Raw genomic sequence first — 22,603 nt, 5'->3', positions numbered from 1 at the left:
GTTCCCGTCGCGTCCCCGGCGTCGCGTCCCTGGCGTCACGTCCCGCCCCCGCGTCCCCGACGTCGCGTGCCCGGCGTCACGTGCCCGACGTCGCGTCCCGCCGGCCGTCCCCGGTCACAGCGGGTCGCCCAGCGGGCCGTAGGTGTCGACCAGGGCCTCGGCCCAGTGCGCCGCGAAGTCGGGCCGGGTGCCGTCCGCGTCGGTGAAGCCGTACTCCTGGTAGAGCCCCCAGGTGGCCAGCGCCCGGCCGCTCTTCGCCATGACCTCCGGGTCGGCGGCGAGGGCGGCGACCGCCCGGCCGAGGTAGGCGGGGCTCTCCGAGTACGCGAAGTCCGGGTCCTGGGCGGCGGCTTCGCGCCAGGTCTCCTCGGTGACGCCGAAGTGGTCCAGGACGGCCTCGGAGCGCAGGAAGCCGGGGGTCAGGGCGACGGCGGCGACGCCGTGCGGCCGCAGCTCGGCGGCCTGGGCGAAGGCCAGCCGGATCACCGCGGACTTGGCGAGGTCGTAGAAGAACGAGCCCCGGTAGCGCGCGGTGTTGCCGTCGGTGACCTCGACCACCAGGCCGCTGCGCCGGGCGACCAGCAGCGGCAGGGCGTACCGGCTGGTGATCACGTGGGTCTCGACGGCCTGGCGCAGCAGCCGCAGGCCGGTGTCCAGGTCCTGCTCCCAGAGCGGGTGTTCCCAGTCGACGAGCGGATCGCCGCCCCAGACGCAGTTGACCAGGACGTCCAGCCGTCCGTCCTGCTCGGTGGAGATCCGCTCGACCAGGGCCCGGACGGCCGCCGGGTCGCTGTGGTCGGTGGGGGCCGGGATCGCCGTCCCGCCGACCGCGGTGATCCGGTCGGCCGTCTCCTCGACGGTCTCCGGGCGGTCCAGCCCGGTGGTGCCGGCCGTTCGGCTGCTGCGGCCGGTGACGTACACGGTGGCGCCGGCGGCGCCCAGCTCGACGGCGATGCCGCGGCCGCCGCCGCGGGTGCCGCCCGCGACCAGGGCGACCTTGCCGGACAGCGGCTTGGGGGCGGTGCTCATGATTCCTCCGACGTCGTGGTCGTGGTCGTGGTCCGGATCGTGCCGGTGCCGGTGCCGGTGGGGCCCGTGCCGGCGGGGACGTGCGGGTGCGGGGCGAGGTCCGCGGCGAGGTGGGGCGCGAGCAGGTCGGTGAGCTCGGTGCGCAGCCGGTCCGGCAGCGTCCCCTCGCGGTCCAGCGCCCAGGTCAGTCCCGTTCCGGCGACGACCGTCTGCACCGAGCGGGCCAGGCGTGCCGGGTCGGCGGAGGGGCGGAGTTCGCCGAGGGCCGCGGCCGCCTCCAGCATCCGGGCGACGGCCCGCCCCTGGGCGCGGTGCACGGTCAGGGCGTGGGCGTGCAGCTCCGGGTCGGCGAGGTCCATCCCGAGGAAGGCGAGGTGGTTGGCGAAGCTCTCGGGGCTGGCCAGGGGCGCGGTCTCCTCCTCGGCCAGCGCGAGCAGTGCGGCGAGCGGTGAGGCGTGCGCGGCGCGCAGCCGTTCGTACCGCGCGTCCGCCGCGTCCGCCGAGGCGCGGGCCAGCGCCAGCAGCAGTCCGCGCTTCGACCCGAAGCGCTGCACCAGCGTCGCCGGCGCCACGCCGGCGGCCCGTGCCACGGCGGCGAGCGTCAGTCCGGCGGGGCCCACCCGCCCCATCACCTCGGCGGTGTGCCGCAGCAGCACGGCGTCCTCGACACCCCGGGGGCGTCCGGCCATGGTGCACTCCCATCCCATTCATAAATAACTGTTCATTTATTAATACGGGACGGATGCGGCGAGGGCAACGCCCGGTGCGGCGGGTCGCGCCGCGCGTCCGTTGCTCCCCGTACTACCTTGTGGGCTGTTTCGACACGCTCCGTAGTCAAAGCGGCGGACAGGTCGTACCGTATCCGCTGAGCTGACCCGCCCCACGGAAGGCCGACCATGACCACCCAGTCCACCCAACTCCCCACCACCATCGATGCGGTGATCGCCAGGATGGAGCAGGTCGACGCCGAACTCGACCCCCGCGACGGCGTGGCCTGCTTCAACCGCATGTATCTGAAAGTGACCAAACTGGTCAAGGAGAAGGTCGCCGCCGGCGGCTTCGAGGACAACGCGTTCATGGAGCGCATGGACGTCCTGTTCGCCGGGCTCTACCTCGCGAACGTCGACGCCGCGAAGGCCGGGAAGCCGGTCGACCCGGCCTGGGAGCCGCTCTTCCGGATGCGCGGCAACCGGGTCGTCTGGCCGATCCAGTTCGCCCTCGCGGGGATGAACGCGCACATCGACCACGACCTCGCGATCAGCGTGGTCGAGACCTGCAAGGAACGCGGCACCGCGCCCGAGCGCCCGCCGGTCCACCGGGACTACGAGAAGGTCAACGACCTGCTGGCGAGCGTCGAGGCCGAGGTCCGGGCCGAGTTCGAGGGCCGGCTGGTCCGGATCGCCACCGCGCCCGCCGAGTCGCTCAAGCACGCCGTCAGCGGCTTCAGCATCAGGGCGGCCCGCGACGTCGCCTGGGGCGCGGCGAACGGTCTGTGGGCCGTGCGGGGCCTCCCGTTCGCCTACAACGGCCAGCTCGCCCTCATGGCCCAGGGGGTGCGGACCACCAGTCACGGGATCCTCGTCCCCGTCGTCCCGCCGCCGGCCGGGTAGCCCCGGCGCGCGTGGAGCGGCGGACCGTCCGGCCCGCCGCTACGGCGTCCCGGTCAGGGGTTCACCGTCACGGTGATGGTCTCGGGGGTGGCGCTGTTGTCCTGGTACACCGAGTCGCCGCTGTAGACGGCGGTGATGGTGTGGGTGCCGGCGGTGCGGAAGGCGGTGACCGTCCCGCCGGCGGCGCACCTGCCGAGAGAGACGAACAGGCGCCCCGTGCCGAGGGTCGTCCCGGTGGTGGCGTCGGTGAACGTGACGGTTCCGGTGGGCCTGGTCGTGGAGGCCCCGCGGGGGCAGACGATGTCGTTGAGCACGACCGGCGAGCCGATCCGGGTGCGCTGGGGCATCGCCGTCATGGTCGTGGTGATCGGCTCGCCCACGGTGTAGCTGATGATCACCTGGCCGTTGTGGTTCGCCGTTCCGATCGTGGAGGCCGCATAGGACGTCCCGGTGCCCGACGGCGTCGCGAAGCTGCTCCCGCCACCGCCTCCGCCGCCGCTCGCCGCGGTGCCGGTGTTGTTGACGGCACCGCTGCCGCCGCCCCCGCCGGCGAAGTACCCGCCGCCTCCACCGCCCCCGGCACCGGTGGCGGTGGCGGCGCAGCCGCCGCCGATGGAACCGCCGGTGCCGCCGGTGCCGACCGTGTCGCCGACGAACCCGCCTCCCGGCCCACCCGTTGTGACGCCGCAGAGCGGAACGCTGCCGGCGGTCCCACCGGGACCACCGGTGGTCGTGCTGGTGCTGCCGCCGCCACCGCCCTGGCCCGGCGAAGCCCCGGGGCCGGTGGCGGTTCCCGCGGTACCGGCGGTGGCGTCCGGCGTCGTCCCGCCGTTGCCCCCGTTCCCTCCCGCGCGGGTCGCCCCGGTGCCGCCGGCGGCACCGCCGCCCCCGGCTACCACCAGGAAGGAGCCCGCGCTGACGCTGGAGGCCCCGCCCCCGCCCGGACCTTCCGCCTTGAAGCCGGTGGCCGGGATGCCCCCGCCCGGGGCGCCGCCGTTGAACCCGCCGGCACCCCCCGTACCCGTGCCGTTGCAGCCCTTGCCGCCCGCGCCGCCGACGGTGACGGTGACCGTCGTCGTGGCGGTGGTCTGCGGGAGGGTGGTGACGACCCGCGCCCCCGTACCGCCGGCCCCCGTGGCGGAACAGGAGGTGCCGGTGTTGTCGGCGCCGCCCGCGCCGTCGGCGGTGATCGTGATCACCGCCTGGGCCGGGATGGTGAGGCTCTGCGGGGCGCCGGTGAAGCCGAAGGTGAACACCGGGTCGGCTCCTCGGGTTCGCGCCGGGGTGGCGGCCGGCGCAGGCCCCGTTGCGGCGGCGGTTGCGGGGGCCGGCCCGGTACCGGCCAGGGCCGCGCACATCCCTGCCACGATCCCGGCCTGCCACCACCGTGCACGAGCGCGGACGCCTGCTTCTCCTTCGACGACGGGATGTCCGGGGGCGTGGTGTCCGGTCACTGCTGTCTCCCGATGTGCTGGCTTGAGGTGGGGCTTCGGGGTGCTGGATCGCGCGATCGGTACAGCGGTGGTGTCCCTGGCCCGGAGCGCGATCGACAGGCACAGCGTGACGACCGGACGGCCCGTGTGCCCCGATTGCGCCGACAGCGGCATGCCGCACACCATCACACTGGGCCGTGTGCGAACTCACTGGGCGGCGTGCGGCAGGAAGCCGCAGGCCGTGGGCCCGGTGTGCGTCGGCATGGGTGGACTCGCGCTGGTCGTGGGCGGATGACTGCGCGGACCGGCCGTCGGTCGGTGGGCTGCTTCGCGGCTCGTCAGGACCATCAGTGCCCGCACCGCGGCCGGCGCCAGGACCGCAGCCGGCGCCTTGTGCGGGCGCGTCGGGCTCCTCGTCGTGCGGGGCCCGGGGGGGGTGGAGCGCCTGCCTCCGGCCTGGCCATCAGGCCATCAGGCCGTCAGATCGTCAGGCCGTCAGGCCGTCAGTGCGGCCGTGCGCAGGCGGGAGGCCGAACGGGCCAGCCGGAAGGCCGCCACCAGGGTGGGGCAGAAGCCCACGGCGCAGGCGAGGAGGACGCCGACCGGCGTCAGACCGGGGCCGGAGACGGCCAGCACGGCGGCGGCCAGCGGGGTGACCAGGGCGGGCGAGAGCAGGAGCAGGGCCGCCTGCCGCTTCTCCCGGCGGGTCCACTGGGGGGAGCGCCACACCCGGGTCGCGGCGATGACCGCGGCGGCCAGTGCGAGCGGCGGCCCGAGGGCGGGGATCAGCGCCAGCGGCATCGGGAGCACGGCGAGGATCAGGGTGCGGGTGGTGCGGCCGGCGCTCTCCGGTTCGGGCCGCGCCCGGCCCTCCTCGTCGAGCGCGGCGTCGGCGATCGCCCGCGGGCTGCCCAGCTGCTCCAGGACCCGTCGGACGGCGGCCTCGTCGGCGGGGTCGCACTCGGCGAGGGAGATCTCGACGTGCTCGCGCAGGTCCGCCAGCAGCTCGCGGCGGCGCTCCTCGGGGAGCGGGGCGGTGTAGCGGGCGACCGCGTCCAGGTGGGCGCGGACCAGGGGGTGCTCGATCGGCTCGTTCACGGGTTCTCTCCCGGGGTCAGGACGTGGTCGACGGTTTTGCGGAAGGCCGGCCACAGGGCGGTGAACTCCGCCAGTGCGCTGCGGCCCGCGTCGGTCAGGGTGTAGTACCGGCGGGACGGGCCGCTGGCCGAGTCGCGCAGGAAGGTGTCGGCGAGCCCGGCGCGGCGCAGCCGGGACAGCAGGGGGTAGATGGTGCCCTGGCTGGTCGCCAGCATCGGGAACCGGCCGAGTTCCTGGAGTAGCTCCACCCCGTAGCGGGGGCCGTCCCGCAGCAGGGCGAGGACGCAGTACTCCAGCACGCCCTTGCGTAGCTGCGTCGCCACCGGCCCGTCGGCCGGGTCGCCGGCGCCCTCGTGCTGTGCGATGCCAGGTACCATGCAATGCAAGATAGCAGGCGAAGCAAGATAGTGCGACGGGCGACGGGCGACGGGCGACGGGCGACGGCTCCGGATGCGGTGGCGGTGGCGGTGCCGGGTGCGGTGGCGGTGCCGGTGGGGATGGCGGGCGCGCCGCGGCATCCCCACCGGGTCAGGCCTGTGCGCGCGGCCCCGGGCGCCAGGCGGCCAGGTGGGCGGCCAGGACGGAGGCGGCGTCCGGGGTGGTCTCGCGCAACGCGACCATGGCGGCCGTGATCACGTCGCACAGCTCGCCCTGCAGGTCGGCCACCGTGTGGCTGACGCCCTTGCGCGGGTTGGCGCCGAGCACGCCGAGCAGGGCCTCGGCGACCTCCCCGGCCTCCTCCTGGATCTTCACCACCTGGAGCGGCAGCAGCGGCTGCCCGATCGCCGCCCGGTGGTCGGAGAGGTGGCGGTGGATCTCGTCGATCACGGCCCAGACCCGCGGCCTGCCGGTGCGCAGGTGGCCCTCCAGCTGGCGCAGGTAGTCCCTGACCGCCGGCGGCACCTTCATTCCTTGGGCCTCGGCGATCGGGACGAACCGCAGTTCCTGGCCTTCGCCGAGGACCAGGTCGGCCGGGTCGACGTCCACCACGGCGTGGAAGAAGCGGTACGGGCCGGTGGTCGCGCCCTCGTACGGCACGGGGTCGAAGGGCAGCAGGCCGGGCACGTCCAGGCCGGTCTCCTCGCGCAGCTCGCGGACGGCGGTCAGGTACGGCGTCTCGCCCGGTTCGCGGTGGCCACCGGGGACGACCCAGTACGCGGGCCAGCAGATGTCCGGCCTGTCGTCGCGCAGTTGGAGCAGGACCTCGTGCCGGCTGTTGGTGATGAAGACGTCCACGCTGTCGTAGTCGTCGTTGGCCGGGCCCGCGCTCGTCCTCGCGGACGCGGAGGCGGAGGCGGAACCGGACTCGCTGGAGCTGGAGCTGGAGCTGGGGCCGGAGCCGGAACCGGAGTCGGAACCGGAGTCGGAACCGGTGGAGTCGAAGCCTGTGAAGTCGGTGCTCAAGTCGCCCTCCCTGCAGACGGGGCCGCCGCCCGGCGCGGGCGGCCGGCGGTTGAGGCTGCCACCTGACGGGCGGCTTGAACCCTCACCCGGAGGGCGGATCGCTCCTTCACCCGGACGGCCGGTGGCGGCCGGTCCGGCGCACGCCCCCCGTCCGGGGCTTCCGGCGGGCACGGCCGCCCCGCCGCCCCTAGGGTCGGTGATGCGTCGACCGTGCCGGGCGCCGGGGTGTACGCCGCGCGGCCGTGCGCCGGAGCGCGCCCGTCAACCCGAGAGGTGGACCGCACCATGCAGACCGTCGTTCGCGGGGCCGGAGCGGTCGGCCTGGCAGCGCTGCTGTTCACCGGTGCCGTCGGCTGCCAGGACGACGGCCGGTCCACCGCCGAGCCGGCGCCGACCTCCCCCGCCTCCCCCGCCTCCCCGGCCGACCGGGCGGCCATGGCGGCCGCGGCGACCACGAGCGGCGGGCCGTCCGCCCGGAACCTCGACTGGCACACCTGTGCCGCACCCAGCACCGCCCAGGGCGCCGGGACGGCTCCCGCCGGCGACTGGCAGTGCGCCACCCTCAAGGTCCCGCTGGACCACGCCGACCCGGGCGGCCGCACCATCGACCTGGCGCTGATCCGGACCCCGGCCAAGGACGCGCAGCACCGGATCGGCTCGCTGCTGTTCAACTTCGGCGGCCCCGGCGCTTCGGGCGTCGCCACCCTGCCGGCCTTCGCGGCCACCTACGACTCCCTCAACTCCCGCTACGACCTGGTGAGTTTCGACCCGCGCGGAGTCGGTGAGAGTGCCGGGGTGCACTGCCTGGACGACCGGGCGACGGACGCCAGTGCGGCCGTCGACAGCACGCCGAGCGGCCCCGAGGCGGTCAAGGCCCTGGACGACAGCAACGCACAGGTCACGGCCGCCTGCGAGCACAACGCTGGCCCGGTGCTGCCCTACGTGGACACCGAGAGCGCCGCCCGCGACCTCGACCTGATGCGGCAGGCGCTCGGCGACGAGAAGCTCTCCTACGTCGGCATCAGCTACGGCACCGAGCTCGGCGGCGTCTACGCGCACCTGTTCCCGCACCAGGTCGGCCGCATGGTGCTGGACTCCGTGGTCGATCCGACCCAGGACCCCCAGCAGTCCGCGCTCGGCCAGGCCCAGGGCTTCCAACTCGCCCTCGACGACTTCATGAAGGCCTGCGCGAGCCAGGCACCGGCCTGCCCGACCGGCGGCGGCGGCGCCGAGGGCACCGCGACGATCACCGCCCTGCTGAAGAAGCTGGAGCAGTCCCCGCTGCCCACGGCGAGCGGCCGCCAACTCACCGAGAGCCTGGCCCTCACCGGCATCGCCGCCGCCCTGTACAGCCAGGAGACCTGGCCCGCGCTGGCCGCCGGCCTCACCGAGGCCACCCAACAGGGCACCGGCGACACGCTGCTCCAGCTGGCCGACGCGCTCCTCGGCCGGGACCCGCAGGGCCACTACAGCACCCTGATGTCCGCGAACCGGGCCATCTCCTGCGTGGACTCCCGACAGCGCTACTCCGACCAGGACGTCCAGCAGCAGCTGCCGCAGTTCGACAGTGCCTCACCGGTGTTCGGCGCCTTCACCGCCTGGGGGCTGACCAGCTGCACCGGCTGGCCGGTGGCGGGCAGGACCGACCATCCGGAGGTGTCCGCCGCCGGCGCGGCCCCGATCCTGGTGGTCGGCACCACCGGTGACCCGGCCACCCCGGTGGAGGGCGCCCGGGCGATGGCCCAGCAGCTCGGCCCCGGCGTCGGCGTCACCGTCACCCTGCAGGGCGAGGGCCACGGCGGCTACAACACCGGCAACCCCTGCCTGAAGAAGATCGTGGACGGCTACCTGCTGGACGGCACGGTCCCGGCCGACGGCACCACCTGCAGCTGACCCGGCGGGAGCCCGTCCGCAGCCGGCGGGGCGACCGGCAGCGGGTGAGTGGCCCACTCCATCGAATATCGATTGGCCCTGGATACCGGTCCACTCGGACGGTTAGTCTCTCCGGCGTGACCACCAAAGTCGACTTCTATTTCGATCCGATCTGCCCGTTCGCCTGGATCACCTCCCGGTGGATCCTGGAGGTCGAGCGCCACCGCGAACTCGACCTCAACTTCCGGGTGATGAGCCTGTCCGTCCTCAACGAGGGCCGCACCGACCTGCCCGAGCGGTACCAGCGCCTGATGACCACCGGCTGGGGCCCCGTCCGGGTCTGCATCGCCGCCGCGGAGCAGCACGGCGAGCACGTGCTGCGCGACCTCTACACCGAACTCGGCACCCGCCTGCACGACCAGGACCGCGAGGCCGACGCCGACGTCATCCGGGAGGCCCTGGTCGCGGCCGGGCTGCCCGAACAGCTCGCCGACGCCGCGGACAGCACCGCCCACGACATCGCCCTGCGCAAGAGCCACCACGAGGGCATGGACCCGGTCGGCGAGGAGGTCGGCACGCCGACCATCCACGTGGACGGCGTCGCGTTCTTCGGCCCGGTGCTGACGGCGATCCCGCGCGGCGAGGACGCCGTCCGGGTCTTCGAGGGCGTGCGGCTGCTGGCCGGCTACCCGAAGTTCTTCGAGCTCAAGCGCACCCGGACGGGCTCGCTCGACTTCTCCTGAGGCGTTCGCCCGGGGCCTGCACTGCCGCCCTCGGCGTCCCTCCGGCGTCCTTCGGCCTCCTTCCGCCGGCCTCCTTCCGCCGACCGCCGTCCGCCGTCTCCCGGCCCGCCGCCTCCCGCCCGGGCTGCCCCGGCCCGCCCGCCCCGGCCCTCTCGTCGCCCCCAGGACTCCCGTCCGGGCGCATCCGGCCCCACCATGGAGGGGTGGGCCCGGAGGTGCCGAGAGGCGGTGAGCGACGATGATCGTGCGAGGACGGTCGCGCGCCGCCCGACACCCGGCCACCCCGCCGCCACACCGCGGCTGGGGGTCGGGCGTCGGCCCGGACCGTCCCCGCAAGCCCACCCCGGGCCGCCCGCCGCCGGGCAAGCCGCCCCCGCCGTCGGCGCGCCGCTGGCTGCTGCCCGTCGCCGTCCTGGTCGCCCTGCTCCTGCTGGTGCTGTTCGCGAGCCCCGGTCCGACCGGCACCCGCTACGGCTACACCGACCTCCTCAACCGGGTCGACGCCGGACAGGTCCGGACCGTGAACGTCAACAACACCGGCGGCGTCACCGGCAGCCTCAAGGACGGCACGCACTTCACCAGCCAGATCCCGACCGCCCTGGACACCTCCCAGCTCAGCCGGGCACTCGCCGACCAGCACGTCGACGTCACCGCCACCCGCAGCGGGGGCGGCTCGATCTGGTCCACCCTGCTGCTGTTCCTGCCGCTGCTGATCTTCGGCGGACTCTTCCTCTGGTCCGGCCGGATGGCCACCCGTGCGCTCGGCGGCGGCCTGAGCGCCATCGGCCGCTCCCGCGCCAAGATCATCGAGGCTGAGCGGCCCGCCACCGGCTTCGCCGACGTCGCCGGGTACGAGGGTGTGAAACAGGAGGTCAGCGAGGTCGTCGACTTCCTGCGCAGCCCGGACCGGTACGCCGCCGCCGGCGCCAAGGGCCCGCGCGGGGTGATCATGGTCGGTCCGCCCGGCACCGGCAAGACCCTGCTCGCCCGCGCCGTCGCCGGCGAGGCCGAGGTGCCGTTCCTCTCCGTCACCGGCTCCGGCTTCGTCGAGATGTTCGTCGGCGTCGGCGCCTCCCGCGTCCGTGACCTCTTCGACGAGGCCCGCAACCGCGCACCGTCCATCATCTTCATCGACGAGATCGACGCCGTCGGCGGCCGCCGCGCCGGCGGCACCCGGCTCGGCGGCAACGACGAACGCGAGCAGACCCTCAACCAGCTGCTCGCCGAGATGGACGGCTTCGACCAGAGCACCGGCATCGTCGTCATCGCCGCCACCAACCGCCCCGACGCCCTCGACCCCGCCCTGCTGCGCCCCGGGCGCTTCGACCGCCAGGTCACCGTCCCGCTGCCGAACCAGGCCGAACGGGCCGCCATCCTCGCCGTCCACGTGCGCGGCAAGACCCTCGCCCCCGACGCCGACCTCGACCGGATCGCCCGTGGCACCCCGGGCTTCTCCGGCGCCGACCTCGCCAACCTCCTCAACGAGGCCGCCATCAACGCCGTCCGCGCCGACCGCGCCACCCTCACCGCCGCCGACCTCGACGCCGCTCGCGACCGCGTCCTGCTCGGCCGCCGTGACTCCTCCAACGCCCTGCTGCCCGAGGAGCGGCACGCCGTCGCCGTCCACGAGTCCGGGCACGCCCTGATGGCCGCGCTCTGCGAACACGCCGACCCGGTCGCCAAGGTCACCATCATCCCGGCCGGCGTCGCCCTCGGCGCCACCGAGCAACTCCCCGAAGCCGAACGCCACCTGTACAGCGAGAGCTACCTGACCGACCTGCTCACCGTCCAACTCGGCGGGCGGGCCGCCGAACTGGTCGTCTTCGGCGAAGGCTCCACCGGCGCCGCCAACGACCTCGCCAACGCCACCGGCGTCGCCACCCGGATGGTCCGCGAGTTCGGCCTCTCCCCGGAACTCGGCCCCGTCGGCTACTCCTCCGGCGCCCCGCAGTTCCTCGGCGACACCCCGGAGGACCTGCTCCGCCGCCCCTACTCCGAACAGACCCAGCGCGCCGTCGACGAAGCCGTCGCCCGCCTCCTGCGCCGCGCCGAACAGCGCGCCGTCGACCTCCTCCGCGAACACCGCCACCACCTCGACGAACTCGCCGCCCTCCTCGTCGCCCAGGAGACCGTCGACGGCACCGTCGTCCTCACCCTCCTCACCCACCCCACCCCCGCCCCCTGACCCCCACGCCCAGCCTGGCCTGATGCATCCCCGCACCCCGCGCCCCCGGCGCTGAATCCCTGTGTGCGGGGAGGACCGCCGAGGTGCGGATCACCGATGCGCGGGGGCGGCCGACCCCCGCAGGCATGCGGAGGGTGGCGTGGGCGGCCGGCCATCCGGCGCTCGAGTCCCGCACCATGTGCGCGAGTCGGGGGTCGGCGCCGTCCCCCGGTTCCATCAGGATGCGCGCCTGCCCGGTTGGCGTGGCGGCCGGCTCGGGCGCCGTCGGGTGGGGGTTTTCGGGGGGCTTTTCCTTTCCTTCCCAGTGTCTTGACGAACCCATGACACTGGCGGACCATCATGCTGGCGCGCGCCTCACCTCCTCCACCGTTCCGCCCCCACGGACCCCCACAGGAGGACAGTCATGCGACTGCCCCGCCGAGGGAAGCCCGCTGCGGCCACCGCCGTGCTGCTGGCCCTCGCCCTCGCCACACCGATCACCGCCCGGGCGGCCTCCCCCGACCGCCGCCCCGCTCCCTCGTCCGCGTCCGTCGACGCCGCGCGGCAGTACCGGCTCGACGGCCCCCGCACCGTCGCCGAACGCACCGCCGTCGCCGCCACCGGCGCCGCCGTCGACGCCGTCCTGCCCGACGCGGTGGTGGTCACCGCCACCCCCGCCGAGGCCGAGCGGCTGCGGGCGCTCGGCTGGTCCCCGGTCGCGCTGCCCGGCCCCCGCTACGGCGCCGAGCCGGGTACCGGACAGGGCGACGGGCCCGACGTCGGGAGCCTGAGCGGGGTGAACGACTTCCCGCAGGCCGACTCCGGCTACCACAACTACGCCGAGGCCACCGCCGACATCGACGCCGTGGTCGCCGCACACCCGGACATCATGAGCAAGCGCGTCATCGGCACCTCGTACGAGGGGCGGCCGATCGTCGCGGTGAAGATCAGCGACAACGTCGGCACCGACGAGAACGAGCCCGAGGTGCTGTTCACCGCCCACCAGCACGCCCGCGAGCACCTCACCGTCGAGATGGCGCTGTACCTGCTGCACGAGTTCGGCGACAAGTACGCCACCGACAGCCGGATCGCCAACGCCGTCAACAGCCGCGAGATCTGGGTGATCCCCGACCTCAACCCGGACGGCGGCGAGTACGACATCGCCACCGGCCGCTACCGCAGCTGGCGCAAGGACCGTCAGCCGAACTCCGGCAGCAACAGCGTCGGCACCGACCTCAACCGCAACTGGAACTACAAGTGGGGCTGCTGCGGCGGCTCCTCCGGCTCCACCTCCAGCGAGACCTACCGGGGCAGCGCCCCGGAGTCCGCCCGGGAGACCAAGGTCGTCGCCGACTTCGTCCGCAGCCGGATCGTCGGCGGCAAGCAGCAGATCACCGCGGCCATCGACTTCCACACCTACAGCGAACTGGTGCTCTGGCCGTTCGGCTGGACCACCGCCGAGACGGTGCCCGGCATGACCGCCGACGAGTACAACACCTTCGCCACCCTCGGCCGCAGCATGGCCGCCACCAACGGCTACACGCCCGAGCAGTCCAGCGACCTCTACATCACCGACGGCGCGATCGACGACTGGCTCTGGGGCGCCCAACGCGTCTTCGCCTACACCTTCGAGATGTACCCCGGCCCCAACGGCAGCAGCGGCTTCTACCCGCCCGACGAGGTGATCGGCCGCGAAACCAGCCGCAACCGCGAGGCGGTCCTGCGCCTGGTGGAGACCGCCGACTGCGTCTACCGCGTGATCGGCAAGCAGCAGCAGTACTGCGGCATCCCGGCCTGACCGCACACACCTCGGAGCGGGTGCCCGGCCCTTCCTCGCCGAACGGGCCGACGCTCACGAAGAGTCGAGGCCTCCGCCGCCGGCGCGCGAGAAGCGCCGGCGGCGGAGGCCTGTCCGCTGCAGCTCAGACGGGCCCGGTGCCACGGCAGAGGACGTCGGAAGGCCCGGTGGACGCCTCCTGATCCCGACTAGCGGCAGGCCGGGCCGAAGAACACCTGGACCTTCTTCAGTGGCGGGGCGGGTGTGACGTCGGTGTCGTAGCCCGGGTTGTCGCTCGCCCAGGCCGCCTGCGTGCAGTAGCCCGGTTCCTTCGGGGCCGTCCTCTCCAGGTTCTCGAACGTCGGTTCGCAGGTCGCGATTGCGTACGCTCCGAGAAGCTCTGAGCTCGGGGGGAGACCCGGCACGACGAACCGGACGATGACGTCACGTGTGGGCCCGCAGCCGGTCGTGACCGGCGAGGGCGTACTTGTGGCTGCTGTGGCCGCCTGCGGACCCGCGGGCCGCGCCTGCACGGTCGGGCTGTGCGTGGCCGGCGTGGACGGCGGCGTTGACGGCGGTGTGGTTCTCGCTTCCCGGTCTGGACTGGCAGACGGCACCGGTGCTGCTACCGACGCCGTCACCGGAGCTGCGATGCCCGTGACCGCCGCCGGCCTCGGTTGTGTGGTCGACGCGCTGGGCGGCATGGCCCTCGGGAGAGGACCGACGATCGAGCCGATGATCCCGATGGCCATGAGCAGGGCGAACAGGCCACCGCAGCCCATGCCGGCGACCTGCCAGGGTTTGAACCTGCGTGGGCGAGGCGTGGCCGGCTGAACCGACGGCGCAAGACCGGATGGTGCCCTGGCCGAGTCGGGGTTCTGCGCCCCTCCCTGGTTGGGGCGGGATAGGTCGGGGTCGGTCACGAGTGGTGCCTTACCTGTGGGTCGGATGGCCAGGACCGAGTCTGGCAGCAGACGGAGGCCAACTACCTTCATGTGCAGGACTGTTATCGCGCAGTGACGTCATGAATCGATCGAGGCTCCGGGCGATCACCGGGGATCGCGTCGTTCGCTGCACCGCTGCGGCCCGCGACGCGTGGCCGGAGGGAGTGCACGGCGCGGCCCGCGTCATCGGTGGGCGCTCCGGTCTGACCGGGCTCGCCGCCAGCGGCGTCAACCCTCGGCGTCGACGTCGGTGTTGGCGGGGGCGAGTTGGATGACGGCGTGGCGGCCGTTGGTGCGCCACGGGGTGGCGGTGTCGTCGAGTCGGGTGACACGGGTGTCGTCGAGGCCGACGATCACGTCCGACTTGAGGGTGCGCAGTGCCGCGACGGCGGAGGGGAAGTGGCGTGTCGTCTCGGCGAACGGGGTGGTCGGCGGCCAGAGCCGGTCGCCGACGAGGCGGCGGTAGTTGAGGTCTCCCTTGAGGACGGTCAGGGCCGCGCCGGTGAACTCGGCCCGCAGGTCCCCGGGCATGTCGTGGTACGGCAGCGGGGCGCAGAAGAACGGGTGCGTGCGGACGGCGAGCGTTCCGTCGCCCATGGCCTGCCACAGTCGCCCGCCGGCCGCCGCGGCGGCCGGTGAGGGAGCGGTGCGGAGGCGGCCGAGTGCGGCGAGGACGTCGGCCGTCGTCGCGTCCGACACGAAGTACGGCTGCGGCTTGACGTACAGGGCGACCTGCGCCGCCAGGCCGCGGGTCAGGAGGTGGTCGATCAGGACGAGGTCCGGGAGGAGCTCCCGGCCCGCGTTGTCCGCGACGACGCAGACCCGCCCGCCCCCGGCCCGCTCCAGCGTGGCCCAGAGCTGCGCGCTGTCGTCGGCGAGCAGGCCGGAGGCGGCCCGGCCGGCGGCCGAAACCGGACCGTCGGAGGACGCCGGACCGTCGGAGGAGGCCGGGCCGTCGGGCGCAGGCGGACCCTCCGGCTCGGCGGTGATGCGGAAGCTCAGGTCCGCGCGGTTGCCCCACAGGGCGGACGACAGCAGGGCGTCCGCCCGTCGGCTCTGCGGCAGGCCGTCCAGGACGTCGAGGGAGGCCAGCTCGTCGTCGACCGCCGCCCCGGCCAGCTCGTCGGCCTTGAAGGGCGCGAACGGGTCGACGCCCTGCCAGGCACCGGGCCGGAAGTAGCCGGTGGCGTCGAGCAGGCGGTGGTAGAAGTAGCTCTCCGCCCACAGGAACGGCGCCTCGCCCCACGGCTTGCCCCACAGGCCCCGGCCCCACTCCACCCACTGCCTGGCGTCCGGGCTGTCCGTGCCCGGCGGCTCCAGGACACCGGTGGTGCTCTCCGCGAGCAGCCGCCCGACCGCCGCCCGCTCGGCGGGCCCGTACGGCAGCGCGCCGAGGACCTGTCGGAGGAGCACCGGGTGCCGCTGGTGGAAGACGCCCCAGGCGAACGACCCGGGGACGTCGCTGCGGATCACGGGTGCGTTCGACACGGTGCTGCTCGTTTCTCTCATCATCGCCGGGCGGCCGGTCCGACAGTACTGCCGACGGGCCTCGCACGAGGTCTGCACCACCCTTGGGCGTAGCCACCCGTTCCTGCCCCCATGCGGATGGATCGTGACCTGCTCCGGGCGGCCGGTGTCGCGGGCCGCGCGCTGGGGTGTACGGGCCGAGGGTCAGAGGTGGGGCCACGGGTCGATTCCCGCCTCCTTGAGCCGTTGTTCTTCCCGCCAGTTCAGGAAGACCGGCTGATCCGGGGAGAACAGGCCCATGGGCTGAGGACTGATCTCCCCGGCCAGGAACCCGACGAGGAAGTCGACCATGCCGCAGTCGTACTCGACCCAGTCGCCGTCCCGGGTGAGTACGAGGGTGGTCCACCTGTCGGGATCCGGATCCGTGGTGTCCCAGAACGCCTGGTTGGCGCTGCAGTCCACGGCCCACGAGAACCTCCCCCGCAGGGCCGGGCCGTCCTCGGGGTTCAGGTCGAGCAGCTCGTACCCGCACTCGATCAACTCCTCGAACCCCAGGTGGCTGCGAGGGTCCTGGACATCCTTCAGCGGCAGCCCCACGTGGAGCGAGCAATTGATCGATCCGCCACCGTAGGCGGACACGAAGGCGCGGTAGTCCGCGGGGAACCGAGTGCCCCATCTGCGGGCCGCCGCGTCCCAGTCGACGGGATCGCCGGCTCCGTCGTGCGGCGGCAGAACCCCGGCCAACCGGGCAACACTCGGATGCATCAGCAGTGCCTCTCAGAGAGCCCGGACAGAGCCCCGCCGAGCGTTTCGCAGGAGCGCGGCTCCCGCCGCGGCCTGGGACACCCTAGTGATCACGTCTGTGCGAGGCGAACTCCGCAACCGCGGTCGCCGACCACGGAACCCGATTCGCACCGGATCCCCAGGGCCCGGCGCATGACAGCCGCCGTACGGCTCCGGGCGAAGCGGGTGGACAGGTGCGGACAGGGCCGGACAGCCGCCGTTCCCCGCAGGTCTGGGAAGTGGACAGCCCCTGACGTGAGGCTGTGCGCCATGGACCCCGCACACGCACCCGGACGGACGGGAGGTGCGCCGAGTCCCGACGGGCCGTGCCGGTCCGGTCGTCTGACGCGCCATCCCCGCACCTCCGCACTGCACGACTGCCCAGCCCGCCCGAAGGAGCTTCCCAATGCTGATGTCAAGCCGTTGCAGTGACGGGAGGTGAATCGTGATAGCACTGTCCGTCACGGATCATGGCCCACAGGACGTTGACGCGGCGGCGCGAGAGCGCCAGCAGGGCTTGTTTGTGGCCCTTCCCCTCGGCTCGCTTGCGCGTGTAGAACGCCTTCGAAGCGGCGCAGGACTTCAGGCTGGCGAACGAGGAGAGGTAGAACGACCGCAGGAGCCCGCGGTGAAACCGGCGAGGGCGGCGGAGATTGCCGCTGACCCGTCCGGAGTCACGCGGGACCGGAGCCAGGCCGGCGTATCCGGCGAGGCGGTCGGCGCTGCCGAAGGCGGCCATGTCGCCGCCGGTGGCAGCCAGGAACTCGGCACCGAGGAGTTTGCCCATGCCGGGCAGGCTGAGGATTACCTCGGCGTACGGGTGTTCGCGAAACCGGGCCTCGATCATGGTGTCGAGCTCGGCGACCTCCTGGTCGAGGGCGATCACCCCCTTGGCGAGCCGGACCACCATCGCGGCAGCCAGCTTCTCGCCGGGAAGGGCGGTGTACTGGGCCTCGGCCGCGTCCACGACGGCCTTGGCCAGCGCGGCGGCGCCGTGGACCTTGCGGTTGCGAAGCCAGGTCTCGATGCGCTTCGCGCCGGCCCGGCGGATCGCCGCCGGGCTCTGGTAGCCGGTCAGCAGAAGGACCGGGCCCTTGTTGGTGAGCTCCAGCGTGCGCTCCAACGCCGGGCATATTTCCAGCAGCTGGGCGCGAAGGCGGTTGATCTGGCGAGTCCGGTCGGCCACCAGGTCAGTGCGGCGGGTGGTCAACGTCCGCACGTCGACAGCGATCTCGTTACCGGGCCGCAGCAGGCCGAGGTCCTTGCGCATGCGGGCCTGGTCGGCGATGACGTAGGCGTCCTTGGCGTCGGTCTTGCCCTCACCGCGGTAGGTGCCAGAGGCGCGGTGGACAGCCAGGCCGGTGATGTACCAGCGGCTGGTCGTGGCCGACCAGCAGGCTGATCAGCAGCGCGGCGCCGCCGTGGTTGAGATCGACGGCCCAGAGCACGTCCTCGTCGAGGGCCAGGACATCCTGGATCAGCTCCAGCAGGGCCGATTCGTCGTTCAGGACGCGGCGGGACAGCAGCCGTTCGCCGTCCGCGTTGATCACCACACAGTGGTGATGCTCCTTGCCGATGTCCACTCCGGCCCAGATCCGGGGCACGGTCACCTCCGCCAGCTCGTCACGGTCGAACTTCCAGCAGACGACCTCGCCGGCGTTGCCCTACAAAGCGATCGAGTCGCAGATCCCAATTGGCGGTCGAGTCGTCGCGGGGGTCCGGGCGGCCAAGCTCCTTGAGCCATCGGCGGCGCAGCACATGTAGCCATACCCAGATCCCCTGGGTAGCTCCGATCTTACGAATGATCAGTTTCAACCCACCAAGAAAGGTAGGGCAGCACCATGACGTCCCGTCCGCCCCACGCCGTGAGCACACTGGTCGCCGCCGCGGCCCTCTGTGCCACCGCTGTCTCGGCCGCCACCACCGCGCAGGCTGTGGAGGACGCCGGCCGGCGTCCGTCGAGAATCGTCAACGACTGGGCCCGGGCCTGGAACGGCACCGACCCCCGGGCGCTGGGCGCCCTGTTCACCGTCGACGGCACCTACTCCGACGAGGGCGTGGGCGTCACCTTCCACGGCCGCCAGGAGATCTCCGGGTGGAAGGCCCGCGCGGACGGCCTGATCGACGGCGTCCACGTCACCGTGCGGGCCGCTCACCGCAACGGCGACCGCATCACCGTCGACGCCGTCTACGCGGGCCACCTCAAGGGCGCACCGACGCCGTTCGCCGTGCCGATGACCACCGTCCTCGACCTCGACGGGAGCCACTGCAGGATCACCGCCGACCGCGACCGCTACAGCCTCTCCACCGTCCTCGCCCAGTCCGGCCTCCCCGCCGACTGGACCCCGCCCGCTGGTCAGATCGCGCACCGCCGGGCGGCCCCAGTGGCCGGTGCGCGCTCGCGGTGGCGGCCGGGTGGAGTGGCGGCCGGCCTCTGAACTCCCGACCAGCGGTGGAGCCACGGCCCGTCCGCCGACGCACCGGAAGTCGGCCCGGCCGACTTCCGGTGCACACTGCCACGACCGCCAGCCCACGACGCCGGCCAGGAGCCGTCCAGCCGGTCATTGATGGCCGGCTCTGGCTGGCTGCTGCTCCAGGGCTTGGTGCTGGGGGGGATGGCGCGGGCCCGGATGAGGCAACCGGGCCCCGCTGCACGGGAAGTCGACCAGGCCGACTTCCCGTGCAGCGGGCGGCGCGGTGGAACGCGCCGGTCGAGGAGGCCCGGCCGGTTCTCGAGGGCGATGGGATGGGGGCCGTTCAGGCGCTCCTGGCTGAGCGTGGTGCGACCGTCATCGAGGCGATGGCGATCACCCGGGAGCTGCTCGGGAGAGCGGAGACGCCGCTCCGGGTCGCCGTCGACATCGTGACGGAGAGCGGGGCGCGGCAGTAGTGCGTGGGGATGCACCCGTAGGGTCGGGGGGATCGGGATCGGGGAGCGGGGCCGGAACGGGGGTGGGTGGGATGGCGGAGGCGCCCGGAATGCGGGTGGTTCGCATGGAGATCGACCGGTACGACTGGGGCGCGTTCTCCTGCGGGTGCGGGCGATCGGCGGCTCATCTGCCGGGTGCGTTGCTCCGGCTGATCACCGCGCGTACGCCGGGGGAGGCGACGCTGGCGGAGATCGACGGTCACGTCATGATCCAGTCCAGCCTGATGGACCCGGCTCCCGCGGCCGCCGCCGTCGTCCTCGCGGCGCTGGCCGATCCGGCCGTCACCACGCCGGTGGCCCGCACCGCCCTGCTGGGTCTTCTCCTGGCCTTCGGCGCCGGGGACACCGTGCAGCAGGAGGAGTGCGAGGAGCTGATCCGGGGAGGCGTCTGGATCCTCTACCGGGAACTCGTCACCCATCCGTCGGGCATCGCCCGGGAGCACGCCTACGAGACCCTGAGCAACCTCGACACGGAGCGGGACCGGCTGGAGTCCTTCCTGCGGGCGAGCCGCGCGCAGCACCCGTCGGACGTGGACTGACCCGGTCGGGGGCTCAGGGCAGGAAGTGGGCGCCGAGGAGGCCCCGGCCGGTGTCGGCGGCGGCGCGCCAGACGGGTGGGACGCCGTCCAGGAGGGTGTCGAGGTCGGCCCGGGTCGCCTCGTCGCGGAGGGCGGCGGTGAGGAGCCGTTCGGCGTGGTGGCGCGCGGGGGCGTCCCAGGTGAAGGCCTGTTCGACGGCGGGGAGGGTCTGCCGGACCTCCTCGGGGGTGAGGACGAGATCGCCGAACCAGCCGGGGAGGAGCGCGAACCGGGTGGGGCCGAGGGCGTGCGCCAGGGCGGCCGCCGGGTAGGAGTTGCGGGCCGAGACGGCGAGGCGGGGCAGCGAGTCGTCGCCCCCGCGTTCCCAGGCCTCGTAGACGAGGCAGATCCGGTCGTCCAGTGCGGACGGCGCGGCGGACTCGACGAGGTGGTGCCGTGATTCCTCGGTGCTTCCCGCCTCGCGCCACCACGCGAGGAGCTCCCGCGACCCGGGTAGGGAGGCCTCGGCGTCGACGGCCGGTCGCAGCCGCGGCGCGTACTGCGCGACGGCGTCGGCCGTCATGGGCAGCAGGCACCACATCCCCAGGAAGCTCACCGTCGCCCCCTCTCGTCGTCGTAGGGGGATGCTGCCACCCGGGTCTGACAGTCGTGCGGGTGCGCCGGCGCACCGGCGTACGGCCGCACGGGCGGCCCGGTACAACGGTTCCGGGGACGACTACGCGGTGGTCTTCGATCAGGCCGGGGTGTTCCTCCACGGTTTCGACCACGAGAGCGACGCCACCCCGTGGCGGGCGGAGCAGCGCGCGCACTGGCCCGGCCTGCTGGACGGGCTGCCCGCGTCGCTCGCGCCGTACGCGCAGGCGCCGGAGTTCCAGTTCGAGGGGTTCTTCGACGCCACCGTGTGCGTCTGGAGGGAGGCGGCTGCCCCGGCGTGGCGGTGCGGTCCGGTGGAGTTCGCCGACGGCGAGTCGGACGGCTCCGACTGGCTGTTCGGGCTGCTCACCGGGGAGGGCCCGGAGGCGTACGTGGCGTTCGCCGAGGACTACTACGAGCGGGAGGTCGATCGGGAGGCGGTGGCCGCGGTGCTGGTCGGCGGGGCGGTCGGCCGGGGGCTGGTGGCGACGCTGTCGTCCGTGGCGCGCTTCGAGGCCGTCGCCGAGCAGGCCCGCGCGCTGGGGTACACCGTGCTGGAGGACTGACCCGCCCGGCTACCGGGGTGGCGTGCGGGGGTGCGGACGCGGGTGGCAGGCTGGGCCGGTGCCGAGCGACTACACGCGTGACCAGGGCGACGAGGGCGACCAGGGCAGCCACCGGCCGGGGCCGGGGGAGGGCGAGGGCAGCCCGGACGGGAGGCTGATCCGTCCGGCCTTCTGGGCCGCCTACCTGATGCGGATGTGGGCGCTGGACGATCCGGAAGGCCGGTGCCTGGCACGCTGGTTCGGGGTGGACGCCGTCGACGCCGAAGCGGCCTGGGACGCGCACCTGTGGGGCGAGTCCGAGGTCCTGGTGCCGTTCGGCGGCGGTCACCGGGTGGTCGTGACAAGCGTGGAGTTCCCCACGGACTGGGGGACGGAGTTCCGGATCCACCACCCCGGCTGGGGCGGACGTTCGGTGCAGCTGGCGGACGTCGACCGGTACGTCGCACGGCGCCTCGGGACGCCGGAGCACCAGCGGGGCCCGGGGCTGTCCTGGCGGGAGGCCGCACACCTGGCCCGGACGCCGGACCGCGCGGCCCCGGGGGTCCACGACCCGCACGCGCGGCTGCTCCTGCTGCTCCCGCTGGTCGGTGACGCCGAGACCCCGCAGGGGGCGGTCGGGTCGATCGGGGCGGCCCTCACCGCGGCCGGTGTGGCGGCGGCGGACGCGCCCGCTGCCGCGCGCTTCCTGCTGGACCGCCCGGTCTGGCCGGCCGCCCGCTGGGAGTCGCCGGCGTCCGCAGACCGCGGCCGGCGCGGGCCGTCGTGGCGCGGCCCGTCGTGGTGCAGGCGGGTGGCCGGGGGGCCTGCCGACCACGTCCTCCGGTGCGACGCCCCGGCGAGCCCGCGACACGCCGCGCACAGCGGCGCGTCGGGTGTGTCGGGTGAGACGGCCGACCGGCTCGCCCGGGCCCTCGGCACCCGGCCGGACGGGGCGGGCCGATAACGGTGTGCCGCCGTCCACCCGTTGCGGTGAGGTGAAGCCGAGGAGTCGGGCGCGGGCGTTGTCCCGGGCCGCTCACGGCAGCTGCCGAATCCCTCCCCGGGGTTCAACTCAGCTGGTCGCGCACGAGATCAAGGAATGCCTGTCGGCTCGGATGTATGTGTGCCCAGACCTTCTCGTCCTGTGGCTCTCCCGGGTCTTCGGGGCCCTTTCTGATCACGTCCTGTAGTGCGAACGCGAGGCTGCGTGCCGCTTCGCTGACCTCGGACGGGCACAGTACGTGGATCGTCTTCTGCATCACCCACACCCTGTCAAGGACCTGCTTTGCCCGGGCCTGCCACTGCTCGTCAGCCAGGTCGTGGTGATGCCGATCCACCGCGACTCGTTCTGCTTCCTGCACCGCAGACAGAAATTCGATGAGGTGAGTGAGACGCTCGTTGCGGCGCGCCTCGGCAAGTTCACGAACACTGCGGCGCGCCTCGCCGCGTTCCAGGGCGCGTCCTGCCGAGCGCTGGGCCAGCATCGACATGAGTCCGCCGAGTAGGACGCCGATGAGCGGCGCAAGCGTTGTCCACATAGCGTCCGACTATGACACCAACGGCATGAACACGGCACGGGGTTCGGGCAACACCGGGCCGAGGCCGGGACGCGAAGGCGGCCAGGTCGTCGCCG

At 73.6% G+C, this 22,603-nt stretch carries 21 protein-coding genes and 1 pseudogene; 10 read left to right on the top strand and 12 right to left on the bottom strand.

Annotated features, from left to right (window positions below; translation table 11 throughout):
* Nucleotides 1-114: 114 nt before the first annotated feature.
* Nucleotides 115-1,029: an SDR family oxidoreductase gene (locus ACIA8Q_RS23815; protein ID WP_360215146.1), complete on the bottom strand. Its 915-nt coding sequence runs from the start codon at nt 1,027-1,029 to the stop codon at nt 115-117.
* Entirely contained in the window at nt 1,026-1,718 is a 693-nt protein-coding gene (locus tag ACIA8Q_RS23810) for a TetR family transcriptional regulator (RefSeq protein WP_360215149.1), read from the bottom strand. Before ACIA8Q_RS23810 ends, ACIA8Q_RS23815 begins: the two co-directional genes overlap by 4 nt.
* Nucleotides 1,719-1,925: 207 nt before the next feature.
* Between ACIA8Q_RS23810 and ACIA8Q_RS23805 the strand changes: the two genes are divergently transcribed.
* Nucleotides 1,926-2,639 (top strand): DUF5995 family protein, encoded by a 714-nt coding sequence (locus ACIA8Q_RS23805; protein ID WP_360215152.1) that lies wholly within the window; start codon nt 1,926-1,928, stop codon nt 2,637-2,639.
* Nucleotides 2,640-2,692: 53 nt separating this feature from the next.
* Here the strand turns inward: ACIA8Q_RS23805 and ACIA8Q_RS23800 are convergent, their stop codons facing one another.
* The 4 genes from ACIA8Q_RS23800 to ACIA8Q_RS23785 form a co-directional block, all read right to left on the bottom strand.
* Nucleotides 2,693-3,895: an Ig-like domain repeat protein gene (locus ACIA8Q_RS23800; RefSeq protein ID WP_360215155.1), complete on the bottom strand. Its 1,203-nt coding sequence runs from the start codon at nt 3,893-3,895 to the stop codon at nt 2,693-2,695.
* Nucleotides 3,896-4,567: 672 nt separating this feature from the next.
* Nucleotides 4,568-5,170 (bottom strand): HAAS signaling domain-containing protein, encoded by a 603-nt coding sequence (locus ACIA8Q_RS23795; protein ID WP_360215158.1) that lies wholly within the window; start codon nt 5,168-5,170, stop codon nt 4,568-4,570.
* Complete coding sequence (locus ACIA8Q_RS23790) at nt 5,167-5,547, bottom strand: PadR family transcriptional regulator (RefSeq protein WP_396317638.1); 381 nt, start codon at nt 5,545-5,547, stop codon at nt 5,167-5,169. Before ACIA8Q_RS23790 ends, ACIA8Q_RS23795 begins: the two co-directional genes overlap by 4 nt.
* Before the next feature lie 151 nt (nt 5,548-5,698).
* Nucleotides 5,699-6,574 carry an NUDIX domain-containing protein gene (locus tag ACIA8Q_RS23785; protein ID WP_360215164.1) on the bottom strand — a complete coding sequence of 292 codons (876 nt, stop codon included), beginning with the start codon at nt 6,572-6,574 and terminating at the stop codon, nt 5,699-5,701.
* 285 nt (nt 6,575-6,859) lie between these two features.
* Between ACIA8Q_RS23785 and ACIA8Q_RS23780 the strand changes: the two genes are divergently transcribed.
* The 4 genes from ACIA8Q_RS23780 (at nt 6,860) to ACIA8Q_RS23765 (ending at nt 13,151) form a co-directional block, all read left to right on the top strand.
* Complete coding sequence (locus ACIA8Q_RS23780) at nt 6,860-8,467, top strand: alpha/beta hydrolase (RefSeq protein WP_360215167.1); 1,608 nt, start codon at nt 6,860-6,862, stop codon at nt 8,465-8,467.
* Nucleotides 8,468-8,583: 116 nt separating this feature from the next.
* Nucleotides 8,584-9,189, top strand: coding sequence for a disulfide bond formation protein DsbA (locus ACIA8Q_RS23775; protein ID WP_360215170.1), 606 nt, complete (start codon nt 8,584-8,586; stop codon nt 9,187-9,189).
* Between the two features lie 238 nt (nt 9,190-9,427).
* Nucleotides 9,428-11,374, top strand: coding sequence for an ATP-dependent zinc metalloprotease FtsH (gene ftsH / locus ACIA8Q_RS23770; RefSeq protein WP_360215173.1), 1,947 nt, complete (start codon nt 9,428-9,430; stop codon nt 11,372-11,374).
* 403 nt (nt 11,375-11,777) lie between these two features.
* Nucleotides 11,778-13,151: a M14 family metallopeptidase gene (locus tag ACIA8Q_RS23765; RefSeq protein WP_360215176.1), complete on the top strand. Its 1,374-nt coding sequence runs from the start codon at nt 11,778-11,780 to the stop codon at nt 13,149-13,151.
* Nucleotides 13,152-13,339: 188 nt separating this feature from the next.
* On the opposite strand, the gene ACIA8Q_RS23760 is transcribed toward ACIA8Q_RS23765, so the two are convergent.
* The 4 genes and pseudogenes from ACIA8Q_RS23760 to ACIA8Q_RS23745 form a co-directional block, all read right to left on the bottom strand.
* The gene (locus ACIA8Q_RS23760) at nt 13,340-13,555 is read right to left on the bottom strand and encodes a hypothetical protein (protein WP_360215179.1); all 216 of its coding nucleotides are present in this window, start codon (nt 13,553-13,555) and stop codon (nt 13,340-13,342) included.
* Between the two features lie 747 nt (nt 13,556-14,302).
* Nucleotides 14,303-15,562: a damage-control phosphatase ARMT1 family protein gene (locus tag ACIA8Q_RS23755; protein ID WP_360215182.1), complete on the bottom strand. Its 1,260-nt coding sequence runs from the start codon at nt 15,560-15,562 to the stop codon at nt 14,303-14,305.
* Nucleotides 15,563-15,745: 183 nt separating this feature from the next.
* Nucleotides 15,746-16,306, bottom strand: a complete 561-nt coding sequence (locus ACIA8Q_RS23750; protein ID WP_360215185.1) for an SMI1/KNR4 family protein — start codon at nt 16,304-16,306, stop codon at nt 15,746-15,748.
* A 433-nt stretch (nt 16,307-16,739) separates the two neighbouring features.
* Nucleotides 16,740-17,928 (bottom strand): annotated as a pseudogene (locus ACIA8Q_RS23745) (IS110 family transposase).
* A 261-nt stretch (nt 17,929-18,189) separates the two neighbouring features.
* Here ACIA8Q_RS23745 and ACIA8Q_RS23740 point away from each other — a divergent pair.
* From ACIA8Q_RS23740 to ACIA8Q_RS23730, 3 genes are all read left to right on the top strand, one after another.
* Complete coding sequence (locus ACIA8Q_RS23740; RefSeq protein WP_360215188.1) at nt 18,190-18,762, top strand: nuclear transport factor 2 family protein; 573 nt, start codon at nt 18,190-18,192, stop codon at nt 18,760-18,762.
* Nucleotides 18,763-19,070: 308 nt separating this feature from the next.
* Nucleotides 19,071-19,214: a hypothetical protein gene (locus tag ACIA8Q_RS23735; protein WP_360215191.1), complete on the top strand. Its 144-nt coding sequence runs from the start codon at nt 19,071-19,073 to the stop codon at nt 19,212-19,214.
* A gap of 104 nt (nt 19,215-19,318) precedes the next feature.
* Nucleotides 19,319-19,792, top strand: coding sequence for a hypothetical protein (locus ACIA8Q_RS23730; RefSeq protein WP_360215194.1), 474 nt, complete (start codon nt 19,319-19,321; stop codon nt 19,790-19,792).
* Nucleotides 19,793-19,805: 13 nt separating this feature from the next.
* On the opposite strand, the gene ACIA8Q_RS23725 is transcribed toward ACIA8Q_RS23730, so the two are convergent.
* Complete coding sequence (locus tag ACIA8Q_RS23725) at nt 19,806-20,387, bottom strand: hypothetical protein (protein ID WP_396317637.1); 582 nt, start codon at nt 20,385-20,387, stop codon at nt 19,806-19,808.
* Between the two features lie 127 nt (nt 20,388-20,514).
* On the opposite strand from ACIA8Q_RS23725, the gene ACIA8Q_RS23720 reads away from it, so the two are divergent.
* A complete protein-coding gene (locus ACIA8Q_RS23720; protein WP_360215200.1) occupies nt 20,515-20,991 on the top strand; it encodes a hypothetical protein in 477 nt (158 codons plus the stop codon).
* Nucleotides 20,992-21,049: 58 nt separating this feature from the next.
* Nucleotides 21,050-21,934 (top strand): hypothetical protein, encoded by an 885-nt coding sequence (locus ACIA8Q_RS23715; protein WP_360215203.1) that lies wholly within the window; start codon nt 21,050-21,052, stop codon nt 21,932-21,934.
* A 103-nt stretch (nt 21,935-22,037) separates the two neighbouring features.
* On the opposite strand, the gene ACIA8Q_RS23710 is transcribed toward ACIA8Q_RS23715, so the two are convergent.
* Nucleotides 22,038-22,508, bottom strand: a complete 471-nt coding sequence (locus tag ACIA8Q_RS23710) for a hypothetical protein (protein ID WP_396317636.1) — start codon at nt 22,506-22,508, stop codon at nt 22,038-22,040.
* Between the last annotated feature and the right edge of the window lie 95 nt (nt 22,509-22,603).

The organism is Kitasatospora sp. NPDC051705, assembly GCF_044453265.1.
Lineage (GTDB): Bacteria > Actinomycetota > Actinomycetes > Streptomycetales > Streptomycetaceae > Kitasatospora.
This window is presented reverse-complemented; position numbering and strand designations above follow the sequence as displayed.